The organism is Okeania sp. SIO2C9, assembly GCF_010672455.1.
In the GTDB taxonomy this organism is placed as follows: domain Bacteria; phylum Cyanobacteriota; class Cyanobacteriia; order Cyanobacteriales; family Microcoleaceae; genus Okeania.
In genome coordinates, this window is sequence record NZ_JAAHGO010000092.1 from 1 (window position 1) to 20,939 (window position 20,939).

General features: G+C 35.6%; 11 protein-coding genes and 1 pseudogene. 7 read left to right on the plus strand and 5 right to left on the minus strand.

Translation table 11 applies throughout. From position 1 onward, the window contains the following. Positions 1-607 precede the first annotated feature (607 nt). Both phnD and F6K23_RS35120 read left to right on the plus strand, forming a co-directional pair. Positions 608-1,480, plus strand: coding sequence for a phosphate/phosphite/phosphonate ABC transporter substrate-binding protein (phnD, locus tag F6K23_RS35115; RefSeq protein WP_293165075.1), 873 nt, complete (start codon positions 608-610; stop codon positions 1,478-1,480). Positions 1,481-2,026: 546 nt separating this feature from the next. Then, on the plus strand, positions 2,027-3,970 hold the full coding sequence (locus tag F6K23_RS35120) for an ATP-binding protein (RefSeq protein ID WP_293165077.1): 1,944 nt from the start codon (positions 2,027-2,029) through the stop codon (positions 3,968-3,970). A gap of 1,864 nt (positions 3,971-5,834) precedes the next feature. Here F6K23_RS35120 and F6K23_RS35125 read toward each other — a convergent pair. Next, positions 5,835-7,844 carry an FAD-dependent oxidoreductase gene (locus F6K23_RS35125; RefSeq protein WP_293165079.1) on the minus strand — a complete coding sequence of 670 codons (2,010 nt, stop codon included), beginning with the start codon at positions 7,842-7,844 and terminating at the stop codon, positions 5,835-5,837. A 251-nt stretch (positions 7,845-8,095) separates the two neighbouring features. Further along, positions 8,096-9,394, minus strand: coding sequence for a hypothetical protein (locus tag F6K23_RS35130; protein ID WP_293165081.1), 1,299 nt, complete (start codon positions 9,392-9,394; stop codon positions 8,096-8,098). A gap of 239 nt (positions 9,395-9,633) precedes the next feature. Here F6K23_RS35130 and F6K23_RS35135 point away from each other — a divergent pair, with 239 nt between their 5' ends. Further along, a complete protein-coding gene (locus F6K23_RS35135) occupies positions 9,634-9,822 on the plus strand; it encodes a hypothetical protein (protein ID WP_293165083.1) in 189 nt (62 codons plus the stop codon). Positions 9,823-10,082: 260 nt separating this feature from the next. Here the strand turns inward: F6K23_RS35135 and F6K23_RS35140 are convergent. Further along, a pseudogene (locus tag F6K23_RS35140) lies at positions 10,083-10,326 on the minus strand (sensor histidine kinase); the annotation flags it as partial. A 422-nt stretch (positions 10,327-10,748) separates the two neighbouring features. Here F6K23_RS35140 and F6K23_RS35145 point away from each other — a divergent pair. Further along, a complete protein-coding gene (locus F6K23_RS35145) occupies positions 10,749-10,943 on the plus strand; it encodes a hypothetical protein (protein WP_293165095.1) in 195 nt (64 codons plus the stop codon). A gap of 136 nt (positions 10,944-11,079) precedes the next feature. Continuing rightward, the gene (locus tag F6K23_RS35150; RefSeq protein WP_293165085.1) at positions 11,080-12,027 is read left to right on the plus strand and encodes a DUF362 domain-containing protein; all 948 of its coding nucleotides are present in this window, start codon (positions 11,080-11,082) and stop codon (positions 12,025-12,027) included. Positions 12,028-12,314: 287 nt separating this feature from the next. Here F6K23_RS35150 and F6K23_RS35155 read toward each other — a convergent pair whose 3' ends face one another. Beyond that, entirely contained in the window at positions 12,315-17,822 is a 5,508-nt protein-coding gene (locus tag F6K23_RS35155) for an ATP-binding sensor histidine kinase (protein ID WP_293165086.1), read from the minus strand. A gap of 636 nt (positions 17,823-18,458) precedes the next feature. On the opposite strand from F6K23_RS35155, the gene F6K23_RS35160 reads away from it, so the two are divergent. Continuing rightward, positions 18,459-18,692 carry a hypothetical protein gene (locus F6K23_RS35160; protein ID WP_293165087.1) on the plus strand — a complete coding sequence of 78 codons (234 nt, stop codon included), beginning with the start codon at positions 18,459-18,461 and terminating at the stop codon, positions 18,690-18,692. Beyond that, positions 18,693-19,091 carry a hypothetical protein gene (locus F6K23_RS35165; protein WP_293165088.1) on the plus strand — a complete coding sequence of 133 codons (399 nt, stop codon included), beginning with the start codon at positions 18,693-18,695 and terminating at the stop codon, positions 19,089-19,091. It begins immediately after the preceding gene. 565 nt (positions 19,092-19,656) lie between these two features. Here the strand turns inward: F6K23_RS35165 and F6K23_RS42450 are convergent. Further along, positions 19,657-20,769: a DM13 domain-containing protein gene (locus F6K23_RS42450; RefSeq protein ID WP_367267908.1), complete on the minus strand. Its 1,113-nt coding sequence runs from the start codon at positions 20,767-20,769 to the stop codon at positions 19,657-19,659. Positions 20,770-20,939 lie beyond the last annotated feature (170 nt).

Here is a 20,939-nt window from a genome sequence, read left to right on the forward strand (position 1 = left end):
GACTATTATAATGCTCAAAATCATTCATTTCCTAAATTTACGCTTTCTATATAACTATTTAATATTACAATACTTTTCTACATTTGACAACTATTTTCTACAGTTTAAGTTTAACAGTTAATTACCCCCATAAAATTAAGTAAGCTTTAACAAAAGTTTGCAATTAGATTAAGTATAGTTTAAGCAAAAAAACACACACTTTGATGAAAATGTTAATATTTTTAAGTAGGCTCATTTCAGTTATCAGTTATCAGTTATCAGTTATCAGTACCTCCTACTGAGGTCGATTTTTTTATCCCCTGAAAAGGTAAGCATTTCCTGCGGAGGAACTAGGTTAACAGCTATTGTTTTTGGTTGCATGATTAAAGCTTTTCCGCTTACTTCGGAGTGTTATAAGAAACCAGATTTTGGGATAAAAATGTCAGTATAGTAGGACATCTAATATCAACCCTTATTCTATACTTTATTTATACTGATCCTAACGGATTTAATGTCGTTAAAAAGCTGAAAGCTGACCGCTAATAGCTGAATGCTTACCTTAAAAGGTGAGGCTTGAAACCTTACTTTTTGGTCAATAATTACTCTAATTATACTTGGTAACAAAGATATGAAACGACGTAATTTTATAGGCTATATTCTACTATTTATTACAAGTTGTACTCCTACAACTAATAACTCACAAATACCAAACAAACTACGATTTGCAGTAACAGATGTTATTAATGAGGAGAAACTGCGGCGTGATTATGAACCGTTTCGTGCTGCTTTAGAAGAAGTATTGGCAACAAAAATTGAGTTTTTTCCAGTTGAAAGTTTTGCCATGGCCGCCGCCGCTTTAGAGTTAAATCAAGTAGATTTGTTACTTGCTGGGCCTTCAGAATATGTTGTAATTAATGCTCGGACAAATGCTATTCCTCTAATTGGAGTGACTCGCCCTAATTATCGTGCTGTGATTGCTGTTCCTGCTGGTAGTCCAATTAAATCTACTGCCCAACTGCAAGGTAAAACTTTAGCATTGTCAGATATTGGTTCTACAAGCGGTCATCTCGGACCAACAAAACTACTGATGGACGCAGGTTTAGATCCTCGGTCTGATGTAAAAATCCTGATGTTGGGGGATGAGGGCAGTCTGACAGATTTTAAACAAGGAAAAGTTGATGCCTGGGGAGGATCTGCTATAGACTATCAGTATCTACTGCAAACAGACGGTGTATCAGAAAAGGACTTTCCTATAATAGCTAAAACTACTTTGCTTCCTAGTGATGTAATTATTGCTAGCAGCAACCTAGATTTTCAACTGATTCAAGAGTATCAAGCTCGTATTCTTAATAGTCAAGAGAAATTAATTGCAGCTTTAGTAGAGGGAGAATCTACAAAAAAGTATCAGGGTTCTAGTTTAGTTGCTGCGAATGACGCTAATTATGATATTATTCGTGATGTTTATCAAGTGATTGGAGAAGGTGATTTAATAGCACCCTAATCTACAATTGTCGATTCAATAAGCTAATTTTTTTGTTAGGGATTTTTATACAAAACTCAATAGATTGCAATCAACAGAAAATTAATAGCTATGTTGAATTAAAAATAACTCAATATTTAAGCTGGGAAAAGACATAAACAAATAGATGTACAAAGTATTTATGGTTGATTAATTCCAGTAACAGCAGCTCTTAAAATATTATTTTAAGTATTTAGGCGTAGGGTGGGTTTTGCTGGCGCACAACTGCGTTAACGCTGCGGGATATGTTTGCGCAGCATGACTTAGGAAAAAGGTAGCAATATTTATGCTGAAGAACCAAACTCTTAACTGTTCGCTGTAACCCACCGAACATACCGAAAATCACGCACTCTAGCTGTCTTAATCTTTACTTTATAAACACTTTCTTGTGATTGACTTTTTTCAAGTTGGAATAAATAGCCAAAGATCAAGCAAAACTATGTACTACTTTTGCAGATCATACGCTGTAATATTCCTAATTTTTTAATGCTTTATTGACTGTGCATAAGAATGGCTAAAATAATATTTATGCAATCTGAAAAAACTGAAAAATTTCAATATATAGAAGTTCCTTCTTCTATGCTACATAAAAATCAAAATAGTATGTTCAAATTTTTGATTAAGTTTAAGATAAAAAATAAATTAATTAAGATAACTAATTTATTCAAGGGTTTAAGTATTGCTCAAAAATTTGGTTATAGCTATGTTATGGCAATAAGTGTTGCTGTAATTGGAATTGCTTTAGGGTTAGTTATTGCAGAAGAATATGAAAGACGAATGCTACAAAAACTATATGTTACAGATAAGCATAGTCATCTTCTCAATGATATGGAAAAATCTGTTTTAGGGATGCGGTCTCATCCACAAAATTTAGTTCCGGCATTAGCTAAAAAAATTTGGTTCGATTTTGAAAAAGCAAAATTTCTAGGATATGTTAATAAAGTCCGGGAAAATTTAGAAGAACTTGCTATTTTTATAGATAACCATCCTAACGATCTAGCTATAGATATAAAGGAATATAGGCAACTATTAAAATCATATAAAGCAGCAACAAATTCATATTTGAATTATATCAATAATCTTTGGCAGCAAATAGATATTCCTAACTTAAAGCAAGAGGAAATTCTACAAGCACAGCAGATGATTATTACTTCATTGAGTAACAATCAAGCTACTCAAATCGATCTAACATTTGATCGCCTCTCACAAGAACTAATTGCTATTGTGAAAGTAGCAGAAGCTCAAGATTATGAGGCTCATGCTGCTTTAAAAACGGTAACTAAGCTACAAAAAATTATTATTATTATTAGTTTTTTAACTTCTCTAGGAATAGCGACGTTTTTAGCCATTTATATAAGTAGTTTAATTGCTAATCCTCTAAAACAACTCACTGAAGTTGCTCAACAAGTAACAAAAAAATCTAATTTTCAATTACAAGCTACCGTAAATACAAAGGACGAAGTTGGATTATTAGCTACTTCCTTAAATCAACTTATTTTATGGGTAGGAGAATACACTCATCAGCTAGAAATGTCTCACAAAACTCTAGAAAATCGTGTGGAAGAACGTACTATTGAACTTACTAAAGCACTTCAGCAACTTCAACAAACTCAATCTCAACTTATTCAAACAGAAAAAATGTCTAGTTTAGGAAAAATGGTAGGTGGAGTTGCCCATGAAATTAATAACCCAGTTAGCTTCATTTATGGTAATACTGAATATGCGAAACAATATGTTCTTGATTTATTACAGTTAATAGATTTATATCAGCAGTATTATCCTCAGCCAAAACCAGAAATTCAAGATTATCTTGAGGAAATTGACCTAGATTTTTTAGCTGAAGATTTTTTTAAAGTTTTATCTTCAATGAAAAATGGGGCAGAAAGGATTAAGCAAATTGTTCAATCTTTAAGAAATTTTTCTCGTCTTGATGAGTCAGAAATTAAATTTGTTAATCTCCAAGAAGGGATTGAAGATACTCTTGTTATTTTAAATCATCAAATTCAGCACATAAAAGTAATTAAAAACTATGGAAATTTATCTTTAGTTGAATGTTATGCTGCTCAAATAAATCAAGTCTTTTTAGATATTATTTTTAATGCTATTGATGCAATCAATGAATCAGAATCTCAATTTCAAGATCATCAACTAGATTTTGTTCCTACTTTAAAAATTCAGACTGAAAAAATAGAGAGCGATCGAGTTAAAATTAGTTTTTGGAATAACGGTCCAATAATACCAGCAAAAATTATAGAAAAATTATTTGACCCATTTTTTACGACAAAACCTGTTGGTCAAGGTACAGGTTTAGGATTAACAAATTGCTATCAGATTATTCAACAGCATTGTGGTCAAATTGAAGTGATTTCTAATTCTGAGCAAGGAACAGAATTTACTATTACTTTGCCGACTAAAATGTCTGATCAAAGAAGGAGTCAGGAGACAGCAATTCTGGAGACAGAATCAATATAAATACTTATTGATCATCAGAAATATATCTTTTTACTGAAATTTAACCTAAATTTATTGAAAATTTAACTAAAATATGTTAAGTTTATATATAAAATCAAATCTGGTTAAACAACCTCACTTCAATTTAGTAGTCAGTAGAGGATGCTAAACCCTTAAACGTTTACTATTCCATATCGGTCTCTCATTTGATCTATATACAATTAAACGGATTTGATATAATTAGTAAATATTCATTAATTTAGCAATGACATTTGTATAAAATTTTGCGTTCAATTATGAATGTTTATCTAGATTCTATATTAATTATAGAATACTCAAATTTACTTACAGCCAACAAAAGTTATTTTTTCTAAGGCAGGTAAAATGTTACAAACTAAGTGCAAAAATTCTAAATTTAAGCAAGTGACGATCAATAGAACTTGTAACCATACATTCTCAGTTGCAATTAGAAAGCCTAGATATGGGCACAACTACAATTCATCTGTTTGTTATACATCTGCTCCTAGTTTAGTTTCTCTATTTAAAACCTCTAATCTGAATAAACATATGGCAGCAACAGTTGCCGAAGAAGTATGATCTATATTCATTTTTTCTCATATCCATAAATATAATTATGTGAGGCTAGTTTAAACATATTCTAACTGGCTTATGAATCATTATAAATATTATCAAATATTTTTTTTATTCTTAAAATTACAGCGGTTTTCATGATTAGTAGACCACAGTAGGGACGTTCCATGGAACTTCCCTACAAGGTTTGATGTGTGAAGATGTGGTTCATCAATTAGCAAAAGCGCTGTAATGACCGAAAGATAAATTTAGAAGTATAAAAATATAGGTTTTATACTCAAATCAACATAGCAATAAGCATTAATATTCCAACTTTTTTTGTTGTCTAGCAGTGCTGTTAATATTAGTTATAGCAATAGACAGATAGGGCGCGGACATAGACTTGTCATTTCAGTTATCAGTTATCAGTTATCAGTTATCAGTTATCAGTTATCAGTGAACCTCCGACTGAAGTCGGAGGCTTGAAATACTGAACTAAATATTTTTTTCATCCCCTTAAAAGGGGAGGCACATACCCTCATTTTTTGGTAATGATCTTTAGACGGGGAAATGTTGTCCTACTAGACATCTGTTCATTCATTGATAATGGATAATGGATAATTGATAATTACCTCTGGTTTTAACCGCTACGGAATTGAATATCAGGAGATATTATTTCTTTTCTTGGTCGATTGGATATGGCGAGGAGACCCGCTCTTGACAGAGCCGCTCCGCTTTTAGCGCAGCTTTGCGATAGCAAACGCCATCCCATCCTAACGGACTGCTCCGCAAACGACCGCTGTCTTGGTTGATTGGATATGGCGAGGGGACCTCGCCATCCCTCAACCGCTTTTTTTCCCCTTAAAAGGGGAGGCTTTAAACCAGAATTATTTAATTATTAATTATTAATTATTAATTATTCGGTAAAAATCAAAAATAAAATCAATTATTATCCATAAATTATCAATTATTCCCCTCCTGGGAGGGGGAGGGGCGAGGGGTAGGTTCCCTGTTGCCTTCCGGAGTAGATGAGCTGTTGCCTCACAGGAGTGCGCATTCCCTCTCTTAGTCAGCATTCCCTCTCTTGGTCAGCATTCCGCAAGCGAGCTGGCGTCTCGCGGGGTCTGACCCCTTGCGTCTGCCGCCGACGCGGGGTCGCACCGCTATTGCCTGTTGCCTGCGCACAGCGCTATACAGCACTTTTCATATTGATGGAACCACATCGTCACAATCATGTACCCTGTAGGGACGTTCCATGGAATGTATGTGGTCTACCGAAATGAAAACCGCTGTAAACAACAATACTATTTCCATACTATTTCCATTCATCCCAAGTATTATTAAAAATCGAAGTTTCAGGAAAAGCAGTCGGATTACCATTTTCCTGTAAACGACCTTGTAAAACCTCCAACTCCCATTCCTTAGAAGGCATATCATCTATCAATTCATAAGGAAAAATCCCCCTATCCAAAGCAAAATCAATCGTTGTACCAGCAGCAGCACCAGCAGACCATTCAAAAGAATGAACCCGATAAGCAGCAGCAGCAATATAACTCGTAGCAATAGTTTTCCCCGCTACCAACAAATTATCAATTTTTTGAGGTATCATTGCCCGCAAAGGAATTTGAAAAGGATAAGCAGAACCTTGACCCCTCCTAATACCTGCTCGTTCAGAATTACCAGGTGCTTCTGCCGGACTTTTAGTCATGCAGGGATGAAAATCAATTGCATAATGACCAATACCCACACTATCAGGAAAAACAGTCGCCCGAGCGCGTTGAGGCATTTCTTGCATTGAGTTAATTTGTGCATCTGGAGGTACAAAAGCAGAAACAGCTCCCCACAAATAATGTAATGTATCCGGTGCTAAATTTTGTAGATAAAAATTATCCCGAAAATTCTTTTTCGCAATATCAACTTCTGCCACCGCAAAACCTTCTGGATAAGTCTTTCCTTGACGACCAATAATACGTCTTCCCTCTCGCATATAAGGATATTTCGACAACCCGTGAGCTGTTCCCATCGGTGCATCAAACCCACTCAAAAAGCGATTATTGGGATGTTTTTCTTTTACCCCCGCTCCCAACTGAGAGTCAGTAGTTCCCTCAACCAACCAATGGAAATAACCGAGAGCATTTTCCTCACCCCGACGCAGGGTTTCCGCACGCAAACCACCCATCCAACCACCCGGTCGCATTTGACCTGTTGCTTGCAGTTGGTTTCGACTATAAATCAAATTATCTTCACGGTTTCCAGGACGATAGTCATTACCCCAAGTCCAATTTTGCATAGAAATATCGCCGGGAAAAATTGTTCGTTTTTTGTAGTCTCCTGGTTGCGGTGCGTCTGGTTTCACTGACCAAATTTGACGATAGGTGAAAACTAGGGGGAAACTAGCTAATCTTGATAATTCATAACTATAGTAGGGAGCGTATTGAGAATAAAAGGATGGTTCGACATGGGTTTGAGGTGTTTCGGTTGCTTCCATGGCGAAGGTGTAGGTAAAACCTTGGGTGCAGTAGGAGTCTCTGGTATCAACGGGAGATGAGGGGTCAAGATAGGTTTGTGGATCGATACCGAGACGATAGGGAACATCTGCTAGGGCAATAATTTCTCCAGTTTCAGTTGCTTCCACAACATACCAGTCTGCTCCTCCAGTTTTTTCTGAGGAAGGTTGGGGTACAAACTGAATTATGGTTTTGTCGAAACGCGCTGAGTTTTCGTAGCGGTACGCATCTTCAATAATTTGAGATAGGGGTTCGGTGTTGATGGGTGGGGTGCCTGCTGCTGGTTTGTGTTGGATAGCGATCGCTCTATTGATTTGATTATTGGAAATGTCTAACTCTTTCACAACAGTATTGGGAAACCATTTGAATGTTCCTCCACCTTTTTTGGCAGCATCTTGCAACATCTGAAATAGAATACCGTGACCATCGTAAGGCATAAAACAGGAGACGCTTACCCAACAACCACCGGGATTTAATCTACCGTATTTTTCCTCAATGCGTTCCCGTAATTCTAAGTAACCACGGGGATAAAAGAGGAGACTGCGTTGAGTACCGCGTTCGTCGAGAGCGGATGTACCTTGGGAGGAAATTTGACCACCTACCCAGTCAGTAATTTCGGTGACACAAACCGTGCGTCCTGCTAATAATGATTCGTAGGCAGTTGCTGCTCCTGAGAGACCGCCGCCGATGATGAGTATTTCGCAGGTTTCTTCTTGGTCTGGGGTGCGGGGTGGCGCTGCTAACGCGGGGGCAATAGTTGGAGTTAGGGAAAATAAGCTGAGAATTAGGCTGATTATTGGTTTGGTTTTTGTGGTCATAGTTTAGGTGAAAAATTAAGGGTTAAAAGTTAAAATTATAAATTAATTTGAATATATTTGATGGAGAATAAAGTGAAAATTAAGTATACAAGGAATTACACAAATTAACCTTAAAAACCCCATCTGTAGGGGCGTTAGCGGAGCTTTGCGTTAGCAAATGGCATTCGCCCTTGTTCAATATTATTCTCAGTCAGTTGTTTGAGAAAAGTTTTGTTTTGTCTAGCTTGTTTTTGATGTAGTTAAAAATTCCTTTAAAATGTATCTATTCCATAAGGATAATCAAAAAGTTGAAGTAAGCATTTTAACAAGTAGCTATGAGCGACTATAAAAACTTGTTGCATCATATTTTCTGTTAGTTTGATTTTCTTTTCTGTCTTAGATATTTTAGGATGAATCAGTAAATTTCTCACCTGCCCAATTATATTCACACTATCAGTTCCCCAATTATATTCTTTGGCTAGTTTAGTAATTTGCCAATTTTCATCAATTGGAAGTAGAGATATATTAAGAGTTTTAAGTAACAGTCTAAGTTTATCGCCAAAGGTTAATTTTTTAAATCCATCAGGACTAATGTAGTTGTTACTGTTTAAATATGTCCAGGCTAGTTTTTCTAAAGCAGAATGAACTAAAATAATAGAAGTATTATATCCATTTGTATGCTTAGAACTTTCTATATACCATTGAATAGAATTTTGAATTACTTCTTTCCATGTTTCATCTTGCCACTTCTTCATAAATCCGGAGAAAGCATCAATAATTTCTGTAGCATGCCGACTGAAAGAATAATAAAGAGACTGCCATGAATCAGCTTTAAGAGTTGGAGTACGCCATTCTTCTAAGATTTTATTTCCTTGTGTATCAAAGCCTAAAACGTAAAGATGTGCTATCCAAATTCCTCTAAGAAAAGAAATGTAATAAATAAAGGCATTAATAATTTCATACCCTTCCTTTGAATCAAAAGTTTTACCATCTGAACGTTTAATTTGACAGATATGAGTAATGCCATATCCTCCTTCAGCTTCCAATTTTTTTTCAAAGTCCAAAGGATAATTTGATTCTGCTAAAACAATATGCCAATCACCATACTCGAAGATAACTTGTCTTTCTTTCTCTTCAACATTACACTTAACAATTTTGACAAATAAAAAATCAAAATTAGTTATATAAAAAGTTACTGATGATAAATCATCTGTTCTACCTTGTATAAAAGGCTCCTTTAAATCGCCAGAAAATACTCTCTTCTCAGTTCCATTAATTATATAAATAGACGGACCTCGTAGCATAACTTTCATTCTAGGAACTAAGTTTATCTGAGTTAGTTTCAGTTCTATATTATCTAAATTTAAGTTTATATTTTTACTAAAATATTCAACAGAATATTCAAATTTAACACTAATATATGGAGATGGATACCAAGAAATCTGAATCAAAGCTTGACCCCGAATGGTATTTTTTCCATCAGTTAATTCAGCAGAATCATCATATAGTGGTATTGGTTGACTGGGAAATTCCTGTTCTAATAATTTAGGCTTAGGTTGCGAAGTTGCCACAATAAATTAATCTCTCTACTACGTCCTACAATTATAATATATTTATCTTATTCAACAACTTAAACAATAGACTAAAATTTTTTAGTTAAACTATAATTTTAATACTATCATAAATGGAAATAATTGGGGACTCAAATATGACTAATAAGCATCTCTGAGAAATAAATAAATTGTAATAAAATGATAAAAATTTATATTATTGTTAGAAAATAAAATAAAGAGAATTTAGAAGTCGCACCATGACATCAACTAACTCTATTATCAAAGCCATCAATCAAGTTTTGCTCAATCTTTCACCAGAAAAACAACAGGAAGTGTTAAACTTTGTTCTTGTTATTCAAAGTCAGTCAAAGACTCCAAATCCTGTATTGACAGAGCAAAAATCAAAAGCTGTTTTAGTTCAGGAACTGCAAGAGCTATTTAAATAATTACAATCTGACCCTGAAATTCAGAATATTATAGAGGAAGAAATCATGGCAGAAGTTGATGCTTACAGAGAGGGTCATTTCAGTTATCAGTTATCAGTAAAATTGCCATTTATGGGTTAAACTTTAGAAGCGATCGCTATTATAAATCAATAAATATAATCAGGAGATAAACTATGAATAAACAGGAACGGGCAAGTATTAGGAACGGGCAAGATGCCCATTCCACAAAACACAAAACACAAAACACAAAACTATTAAAATCATCCCGCATTTATGCAACGCCAAATACCAATAGGAATTTCAATGACAAATTCAGTACCTTTACCCAGTTGTGAATAACAACTTAACTTTCCATCATGTTTGTCTTCCACAATTTGACGAGCAATAGACAGTCCTAAACCTGTTCCTTTCCCTACTGCTTTAGTTGTAAATAGATGGTTAAATATTCGATTTTTTTACCTCTTCAGACATTCCACAACCATTATCTTGAATTCTAATTTTGACCAAAGGTAAAAAGTAAGTATACTGTTTCAATATTATTCTTATATGATATTCGGATAATTACTTATAATAAAGTTTTTGTTTGTAGTAGGGCTTTAGCCCTTACAATGCTTAGTATTAGGACTAAAGTCCAACTACGAGCCTAATTATAACTGTTCTACCGAACATGATATTAGTTAATTGTTTGAAACAGTCAGTCCCTTAGAAAATTAATTTTCAGGGATTTTTTTGATATGTAATTAATAGTGATATTGGTCACGAAAGTTATTTATCTACTTCACTTTTTCATAAGTTATAACTCACCCTCCACAATACGGAAAAATCACTCTTTGCTCCAAATGTAAGTCACCACCATCACACCAAAAAACAGAGATGATAAAAGTGTAAAGTTCAGGGTAAATCTCATGCCTCAAAAAGTAAGTTTCATGCCTCAAGTTAAATTACTCCCCGGCGCAATAAACGAAATTATGGTTTCTGTAGCTGACAAATGTCCTCTAACTCAATCAGACCGTTATGGCCTCATGGCTGCTATATTGGATGATTCTCTCAGTGAAGAAGACCGTCGCAGTGTTGATAGATTGTTACGTTCTGTTGTGAGAGGACGGGTGAAAGTAGCATAGAGTTGTCTATCCTGAGCTGTGTCCAATTTTTTCTGGTACTTCAGCAATTAACAATTAATAATTACCTCTAATTTTCAGATCGACATATAATAAAAAGGTTACAAAATTACCTTAAAACAAGTTCAATAAAAAAATCATGTCTACTGTCAGTTTAATCAGGACTAATTCCTATCAGATCAATGAATTAGAAAAATCTATAGAGGAACTTTTAGAACCATTAGGGGGAATCAATACCTTTGTCAAACCAGGCGATCGCGTCTTACTAAAACCAAATTTGCTCACAGGTTCTCGCCCAACAAAAGAATGTGTAACGAGAAGAGAAATAGTTTATTGTGTAGCTAAAATTGTCAAAAAAGCAGGAGGCAAACCTTTTTTAGGCGACAGTCCAGCTTTTGGTAGTGCTCTAGGTGTTGCAAAAGCAAATGGTTATTTATCATTGCTCGAAGAATTTGACTTACCAATAGTTGAGTTTCATGGCAAACGTTACGACACAGTTAGTCAAGAGTTTAATCATTTGCTGTTAAGTAAAGAAGCAATGGCCGCAGATGTAATAATTAATTTACCTAAGCTTAAATCCCATGTTCAACTAACTATGACAATGGGAGTAAAAAACTTATTTGGTTGTGTCCCAGGAAAAATGAAAGCTTGGTGGCATTTAGAGGCGGGTAAAGATGCTAGCCGTTTTGGAAAAATGCTGGTAGAAACAGCAAAAACAATTAATCCAGACTTGACTATTATTGATAGTATTATCGCTCAAGAAGGTAATGGTCCTATTGGTGGAGAACCTCGGAAATTAGGTATTTTAGGGGCTTCGACAGATGTATTTGCTCTAGATAAAACATTTATAGATATTCTCAAAGTAAATCCGGCAGAAGTTCCAACAGTTGCAGCTGCTCGGGAAATGGGATTTTGTTCTGATTTAAATAAGGTTAATTTTCCATTATTACAACCTGCTGAATTGGAAGTAGAAAATTGGCAGTTACCAACAATGAAGAAACCTATTGATTTTGGAATTCCACGCATAGTTAGGTCTACTTTTAAACATCTATACGTTAAGTTTATTCAAGAACCAATGAATATTTAGGGTTTGCGTATAGAAAGTCTTTTTTAAGGAGTAGGGGACCCACCCCTAACCCCTCCGGTGGAGGGGAAAATGGGAGTAGGGGAGTAGGGGAGAATTTTTTTGCCCAACTATGCACTAAAAATGCGCTCCATGCATGAGCATGAAGAGCTGAAAACCATGTACTTTTTCAATACCTAAAAAGGCTAAAACCTTCTTTTGTAAGTATTTGAGATTTAATCAGCACACCCTCTGTAGGGACGTTGCATGCAACGTCCCTACATATCTTGATTACGGTTCGTGCAAATATCTTAATTCATAGTTTGATTCACCAACGCCATACCAATAGGAATTTCAATGACAAATTCAGTTCCCTTACCCAGTTGTGAATAACAACTTAATTTTCCATCATGTTTTTCTTCCACAATTTGACGAGCGATCGACAGTCCTAAACCTGTTCCTTTCCCCACTGCTTTAGTTGTAAATAGATGGTTAAATATTCGATTTTTCACTTCTTCAGACATTCCACAACCATTATCTTGAATGCTAATTTTGACCATTTGACTAACAGAATCTAACTTTGTGGTTAAAATAATTCGATAGGGATGTTGCTTCATTTGTGTCATTGAACGTGCTTCGCTCATCTCATCAAACACATCAATAGCATTAGCAATAATATTCATAAATACTTGGTTTAACTGTCCCGGAAATCCCAAAATTTGTGGCAACTCTCCATAGTCTTTAATAATATTAATTTCTGGACGAAATTCATTCCCTTTCAAGCGATGTTTGAGAATTAACAAAGTGCTATCAATTCCCTCATGCAAGTCAAAAGTTACTTTTTGTTCTCGATCGCCACGGGAGAAAATACGCATTGACTTACTAATTTCAGCAATGCGATTAACCCCTGTTTGCATCGAACCAATCATTTCCGGTAAATCTTCTAACACATATTCCAGTTCAATTTCTTCAGCATGAGCGGTGACAGTTTCCCCTGGTGGATGATTTTGTTGATAGACTTCTAAATGTTCTAAGACATCTTGTATTGCTTCCTCCACTTGACTAATATTACCCGAAACAAAGCCTAAAGGATTATTAATTTCATGGGTAATACCAGACATCATTTGGCCTAGAGCTGACATTTTTTCACTCTGAACCAGTTGCACTTGTGCTTCTTGTAATTTTGTTAAAGACTGTTCTAATTGTTGAGCATAATCTTGAGATTTTTGATACAGTTGAGCATTTTCTAAAGAAATTGCTGCTTGAGAACACAAAAGTTTCAACACTTCAACTCGCTCTGAGGTAAATACTCCTGTGGTTAAGTTATTTTCTAAATATAAAATTCCTAAAAATTCTCCACGACTGCATAACGGTAAACATAATAAACTCTGTGGTTGATTTTGGATGAAGTAGTCATCAGATGCGAATTGAGTTTGAGATGAAACTTCATCAAGATTGAGCAGTTCTAAACTTCGTTTGACTAAGTTAATTATACTCACAGGTACAGCTAAACTCTCTGCAACTGGAATAGATTTTTCAGTGCAACAAATCGCTTCATCATCATTGGAATTGTGATGGGAAATGGCTTTAACTGTTAACTGTTCAGCTTGAGATAAGATTAAAACTCCTTTGGTGGCACCGGCGTTTTCCATCATCACTTGCATTAACTGAGAGATTAATTGATTCAGTTCAATTTCACTGGATAATGCTTGGGAAGCTTTGATGATGCTGGTAAAGTCCAGTGCGTCTGAAACTCCTGTAGTATTGCTGTTAATTGTGGCTTGAGTGTAACTATCTGTATTTCCTAAACTGGCAATAGTTTTCCAGGGGTTGAGATTAATTTTTTGCTGTTCTAAAATGGGAGCTAATAACTCAGGATAACGTTGTTCTATATCCTTGATTTTTGCTTGGGCACCCCAATGGGAATAGCAATAGTAGGCATCTATCATGTAAGTTTGAGCTACTTTTTTTCGTCCTAACTCTAGATAAAATTTGGCTGCTAATTCGTTGGCGAGTGCTTGTTCTTGGATGTATTCGTTTTCTTTTGCACCTGAAATGGCTAGATCGTAGAGTTCCATTGCTTCTAATTTATTGCCCAGAATTCGATGTTTTTCTGCTTCTACTAAGTCAACCTTATGTTGATGATTCATGGGGGCGTGTTTTGCCCAAAATTGCAATTGAGTTTGATTGTCTTGAACTCGTTGCAGTTGTGTTTCCCATTCAATTTGTGACTCAGAGACCATCGCCAGAGCAATGAGAGAGTCATAGAAATATAAACCTGCTTCACAAATTTCACTTGCTGCACCCATAACATAGGGTTTAGCTTGAATAGCATCTGTATTTGCTTGAGTGATTTCTCCCATTAAAAATCTTAAGAGCATTCTATGGATATAAAAGATAAAGGGTTGGGTCAGGTCATTAAACTCTAGCGCCTCAGTCACCATTGCCTTCTCTTCATCACTATTGTCCAAGGAAAATTCAATGTTATCTGGATTACCTAGTAGGAAAATGACACTTTCCCAATAAACTAAACAATTTTTTGCCATTTTAATGCGGTTGAATTCAAGCAGTTGTTGATAAAATGCATGAATTTGGGATTCAAGTCCTGCTAAAGGTAAACCAGACCAGTAACCATTTAAACAAGAACCAATGGCATTATATGCAGCATATTCCAACTGACCTGTTTCTAGTCCTGCCTGGTAGCCCATTTGAAAAATGGGTAAGGTTTCCCGTAAATGAGACTGGCGATGAAGAACAAATAATCCAAGTAATGTACAAGTTTCTGAGCGAATTTTTTGTGCATTTGATTCAGATATGAGGCGATAAGCCAATTTACCAAACTCAGTTCCTGCGGTTATTTCCTGGAAAAAGTTGTTGAGGACGACACTGTAACAAGCATAGCTAAAAGCTGAATAGGGACTATTACCATACTGAATGGATAACTTGACCTGTAAAGCGACCACGAAGGGAAATAAGGGTGAACCTGTCATATAGCAAGCTGAAAAGATACTTGCTGCAATCTGCATCACAGCCAATTGTTCCACATCAATCATTTTTGGAAGATTAAAGAACTCTTCAATAGACCGATTTCCAATTAAAGTATTAATCTCCTGTACAGATTGCTGAATGTCCTCTCCGGTAGGATTTTCAGGAAACTCGACTCCGAATTCTTTAAGAATAGATTCACCGATAGTAATTGCTTCTAACAACTGCATTAAGCTGCATAATGTCTGAATTTTGACCCTATAAACTCCTATTTTTTCTAAGAGGGTTTTTGCATTATCAGTTGTTGCTTCTATCCACTGATTCATTTGTTGAAATTCACCACAAAGCGATGTCGCCTCTGCTGCAAGTTCATGCAAATTTAAAGTGATATCATACTTTCGCTGCCAAGCTTCGTTGCCTAGTAAATTGATGCCTATTTCCCCATAGTTACAAGCAGCTTGATAAGCTGTAGAGTTTTTTGCTTTGTTTCCAGCTCTTAAATTCAGTTCGGCCAACCTATCCCGTTCTTTCTGTTCAACAATCAATTCAACACCATAATTCAACTGATTCACAATTTCAAAAATTCTTTCCTCTCGTTTAGATTCGGGTATATTCTTCACCAACAGTTGACCAATCTTGAAATGTGTCTCTTTCTTTTGATTTTCAGGAATCAGAGAATAAGCAGCTTGTTGAATTCGGTCATGCAAAAATTTATAGCTAGCTGAAATCTGACTACCTTGAATTGGATTAACTTCTGTCGTTTCCGCCGTATAAAACTTATACACTTCTGTAGTGGGAATAATCAATCCTTCTTTCAGTGCCACCCATAAATCTGTAGCGGTTTCTAACTCAGTAGTTTGTCGCACAATAGCCAAAGTTTCTAAATCAAATTGGTTACCAATACAAGCTGCTAATTTAAGTACATCCTGAGTTAGAGGATTCAATTTTTGCAACCTTTTGCTAACAAACTCAACAACATCTTCACTAACTGCTGCCTGTTTTACCAGGGCTAGATCGCATTGCCAGAAACCTTCTTCGGGATTAAAATAAATAAGTTTATCTTCATATAATGCTTTCAAAAATTGAGTGGCAAAAAAAGGATTTCCTTTTGTTTTTTGATCGACCGCTTGAGTCAGGGGCAAAGCTTGTTTTAATGAACAATGTAGCGTATCAGCAATGAGTTGATTTAAATCATCTTGTCGCAACGGTGCTAAGGTAATCGTATTAACAATAGCTTGATTTTTCTGAATTTCATCTAACGTCAACATCAAAGGATGAGCGGGACTCACTTCATTGTCTCGATAGGCTCCAATTAAGAGTAAATATTGACTCTCAGCTTCACTAATTAACAGTTTAATTAGGTTCAATGAAGCCGAGTCTGTCCACTGTAAATCATCCAGAAAAATCACTAACGGATGGTCTTTTGTCGTGAAAACTTGAAGAAATTTTTGAAATAATAAATTAAACCGATTTTGGGCTGCTGTTCCTGAGAGTTCAGCCACCGCAGGTTGAAAACCAATAATTTTTTCCAGTTCGGGAATAACTTTAATAATAACCTGTCCATTTTCCCCAACCGCAGCTAATATTTGCTCTTTCCACTGTTTTAGTTGAGTATCATTTTCACTCAATAATTGCCCCATTAAATCCCGCAATGCTTGCACAAAAGCACTAAAAGGAATATTACGTTGAAACTGCTCAAATTTCCCTTGAATAAAGTAACCCCTTTGCCGGACAATAGGTTTATGAACTTCATTCACAACAGCTGTTTTTCCTACTCCAGAATATCCCGCCACTAATATCATTTCTGAACCTCCACCCTTTCCAAGGGGGGATTGAGGGGGGATGGCAACACGCTCAAAGGCATCTAATAATTCTTGAACTTTTTGCTGTCGTCCATAGAGTTTTTCGGGAATAATAAAATGGTCGCAAATATCTCGTTTGCCAATTTCAAATAATTCAATTCTCCCAGTATTTTCTAATTGTTCTAAACAGGTTTCTAAATCTTTTTGAATTCCCCAAGCACTCTGATAACGTTCTTCGGCATTTTTCGCCATCAATTTGAGAATAATATTTGAAAGGGTTTGAGGAATTTCTTCTCTCCCCATCTCCCCATCTCCCCATCTCCCCATCTCCAAAGGAGGGGGAACTTTAGCAATATGACAATGGACTAACTCCATGGCATCGGTGGTTTCAAACGGGAGTTTTCCACTGAATAGTTCATACAAAGTCACACCGAAAGAATAAAAATCGGTTCGATAATCAATTCCTCGATTCATTCGTCCGGTTTGTTCGGGAGAAATATAAGCTAGAGTTCCTTCCAGGATATGAGGATTTTTCAGAACTTGGGTTTCTCTGGGAAGTAAAGAAGCAATACTAAAGTCAATTACTTGAATTTCAAAGGTTGCCGGATGAATTAAAATATTACCTGGTTTAATATCTTTATGAATAATACGATGATGATACAGTTCGGCTAAAATTTCAGCCAGTTGAATTCCAATGGTTAGACATTGGCTCAAATTCAAAGAATTATCTTGAGTATACTCGTCAAGAGAAATATAACCCTCATCCGCCATAACTAAGATTAAACTATTGCGATAGTTTTCCAGAGCAAGCGGTTGCACAACTCCAGATAAGTTCAGATTCTGTGCGATCGTGTATTGATGGCGAAATTGGACGAGTTCACTAAAACTGGGATATTCACTTCGTAATAATTTCAGGATAACGGGTTTGTTGTCTGAAATGTGTTGAGCGCGATAAACTAAAGATTTTTTTCCTTGATGAATACATTCAATAGTCTGATAATTTTGAAAGTTTAAAATCTTATTATCGTTCATTGTTATGCTCCTCATCTATTTTGAATTAAATTTTTCATCGGCCTAATGGCTCTAAAAATACTGTTCTAATATTGATTACGGAACTGTAATAATTCATCAAAACTCGGATATCCAATCCTCACAAATTTTAACATAACGGACTGACTATCTCAAATGCTTTGAGCGCGATAGACCAGAGTTTTAGACCCCGTATGTAAACAATTAATAATCTGATAGTTTTTAAATTGTAGAGTGGTGTTAGTCATGGACTCAAACTCCTAGCTTGAAAATTAATTATATTAAGTAATACTTTCTAAGCAATCCATTGATGACAATTGATAAACAACGCAATCAATAGGCTTTTTTGATTTACATACATCTATTTTAAATCTCAAACCCTTTTACACAATCCGTTAAAACACTGGTTTTACAAATATTTTATAGTAGTTTTTGTTAAGATATACTACAATTATCATTTCCAGTTAATTAACTCTCCTAAAAAAAACATATATTTCTTATTTTGAATTAAATTAAGAGCAGTAGCTATTATAAATAAAGAAAAATAATCGGGAACTAAAATATGACCAATAAGTCAGTATTAGCTAAAGATAAAAAAAACATAAATCAGGAATTAGACTAACTGGAAATCAAAAAAGTTTGCTAATATCCGCTCATGTTATTTCTGGATCAATTTGGTTTGGCACTGCCCTTTCTATGGTAGTTATGGTCATTCATAATCTGAATACCACTAACGGTGACGAACTTGATGCAATAAACTCAGTTGTAAAATTATTAGATGACTGGATAGTTATTCCAGCAGCTAATACAACTTTACTAACTGGAGCATTACTTTGCTGGTTAACAGTTTGGGGATTTTTTAAGTTTTACTAGGTGATTACTAAGTGGATTATTATCAGCACATTAATTATATTTGGCACATTTTGGTTAGGATATTGGACGAATGCTATGACTGCAATTTATGATACTGAAATATTTCAAGCATTAAGTAACTCTCTATTTATTTTTGATACAAAAGGAATAGTTATTGGTGGTTCTATTCAAATTTTAAGCCTGATTTTTATCTTTATTATCTCTTTTGTGAAACCTTGGGGACGACGAGATATAGCGCTACGCGCAAGTCATACAGCGCTTTTCGCTCTTGATGAACCACATCTTCACAGGCAAAAATCGTGTAGGGGCGATTTCCTACGGAATGCTCCGCAAACGCGAATCGCCCCTACTGTGGTTTACCCAAATGAAAACCGCTGTAAGTCAGAAGTCAGAAATTAGAAGTAATCCCTGACTGAGTTTGAGCGTTTATAATTGCCCTAACCTATTTGTGTAGTGGTGAAAAAATATCAGACCAAAAGCTAACTACATAGGGTTTGCGCTCATAAAGTCTTTTTGCTAGGGTAGGAGATAGGAGACAGGAGAAATGGCTTGGGAGCGAGGAGGTAGGAGCTAAGTTTTGTCGAACGTGATTTTTCGGCTTTTGCTTCGGTGAAAATCCTCACTTTTTTAACCACAGCAACCGAAAAACTCATACTTTTTAAAGACATAAAAAGCCTAAAACCAAGATCAGTCAATGCTTTGATATTAGATCGGTCACGCCCTACATAAATTAACTTTCAATATTCTAAAAATAGGAGTCAGGAATCAGAATGATATCATGTCCGGATAACAGTGCGATAGAACTCCGTTTTGCTGACGCATAGCTCCGCTGAACGCTGAAGCGACCAAAAAACTTTCTCTTTCTTCTTCTTTCTTCCCTCCTGACTCCTGACTCCTGACATCCCCTCCACCGAAGGGGTTAAGGGTGGGTTGACTCCTAAAGAATTAAGATTAATATCATACACTAATTCAGCAACGCCAGTTTTGCTGACCCAAAGGTGACATCAAATTTTTCACACCAGACCACAACATTTGGATAATCTTGCCAATTTATTCTTTCTGGAATGTCATAAACTTGTTCTCCTGTAAAACTTTTTAAATCTCCCAAACGCACATAATTTTCTGTTGTATAACTTCCCGGACGATTTTCTTTATGTAATAACAATTTTACTGCCGGACCTTCAATAGCAGAAAAATTTTCCGCTAACCGCACTTGAGTTTTACTACCTACTTGAATAATTTCTGCTGTACCTTCCGTATCTTCCCCCGGAGTAATAGTTACAAATTCTCCAGAAGCTAAAACCTTATTTGTCTGAGCTAAAGTCGGATAATTAGAAATAGAAGCAACAAGAATTTCTGGTGATAAAGTTTGTGACTGTGAATCTGGGCAAACTTGTTTTCCCCAATCACATTTAGACAAATGTTTTTCTTGCCAACTTAGAGAAATTTCTAACAAATCTCGACTTCCTGTTATTCCTTGCCCTAAAAATATTAGAATTGCCAAACAGTTTAAAGCAGTATGAATTTTGCGCCATTTGTGAGTTCTATCTTTATATATTTCTGGCACAATAGCTAAAGAAAAAATCATCAAAATTGAAGCTATTATACCGTAATAAAAATGAGAAACTGCCCACTCATAGTCGCGTCGGAAAACACCATCTTGAAAACCTAAAATTACGATACCCGCTCCGGTTAAAGTAGCAAATATTCCTCGCCATAATTTAGTTTTAGCTTGATAAAGAAATACGAGAGAAGCAACAGTAGCAATAAAGATAGTTACTATTAATATTGCTATGGTCATATTTTCACTTTTAAAATCTTTAAAAATACCTTTAAAATAAATTGAATAGGCAATAGCAACTAAACTGATTCCGACAACGGAACCCGTCAACCAATTACCTATTTTTCTATGTTCCGGTCCTACTACTGGAGGAATTTTACTTTTACCTTTATCCGCAGTTTGTAGCCTTCGTTGACGAGCTTGCCAAGCCAAGTTAACAACTATACCAATGATTGGGAAAACCACCACAACTGCTAATGCTGGATGTATCAATCCTGCAATATCCTTTGCATTCATAATTTACCTCTCATATATCAGAACTTACGCAAATTAACTTTTAAAACACCATTTGTAGGGGCGTTAGCGGCAGCTCTAGGTTAGCAAATTGCATTCGCCCTCGCTATATGTAGAGTCTCTGCGTAAGTCTTGGATATAACTTTACATATTATATTTAAGCAGGTTGAGTG

Coding starts and splice junctions, on each gene's coding strand:
- F6K23_RS35120 (WP_293165077.1), top strand. CDS start 2,027: ATGCAATCTGAAAAAACTGAAAAATTTCAATATATAGAAGTTCCTTCT.
- F6K23_RS35145 (WP_293165095.1), top strand. CDS start 10,749: ATGCCTCAAGTTAAATTACTCCCCGGCGCAATAAACGAAATTATGGTT.
- F6K23_RS35155 (WP_293165086.1), bottom strand. CDS start 17,822: ATGAACGATAATAAGATTTTAAACTTTCAAAATTATCAGACTATTGAA.
- phnD (WP_293165075.1), top strand. CDS start 608: ATGAAACGACGTAATTTTATAGGCTATATTCTACTATTTATTACAAGT.
- F6K23_RS35150 (WP_293165085.1), top strand. CDS start 11,080: ATGTCTACTGTCAGTTTAATCAGGACTAATTCCTATCAGATCAATGAA.
- F6K23_RS35125 (WP_293165079.1), bottom strand. CDS start 7,844: ATGACCACAAAAACCAAACCAATAATCAGCCTAATTCTCAGCTTATTT.
- F6K23_RS35135 (WP_293165083.1), top strand. CDS start 9,634: ATGACATCAACTAACTCTATTATCAAAGCCATCAATCAAGTTTTGCTC.
- F6K23_RS42450 (WP_367267908.1), bottom strand. CDS start 20,769: ATGAATGCAAAGGATATTGCAGGATTGATACATCCAGCATTAGCAGTT.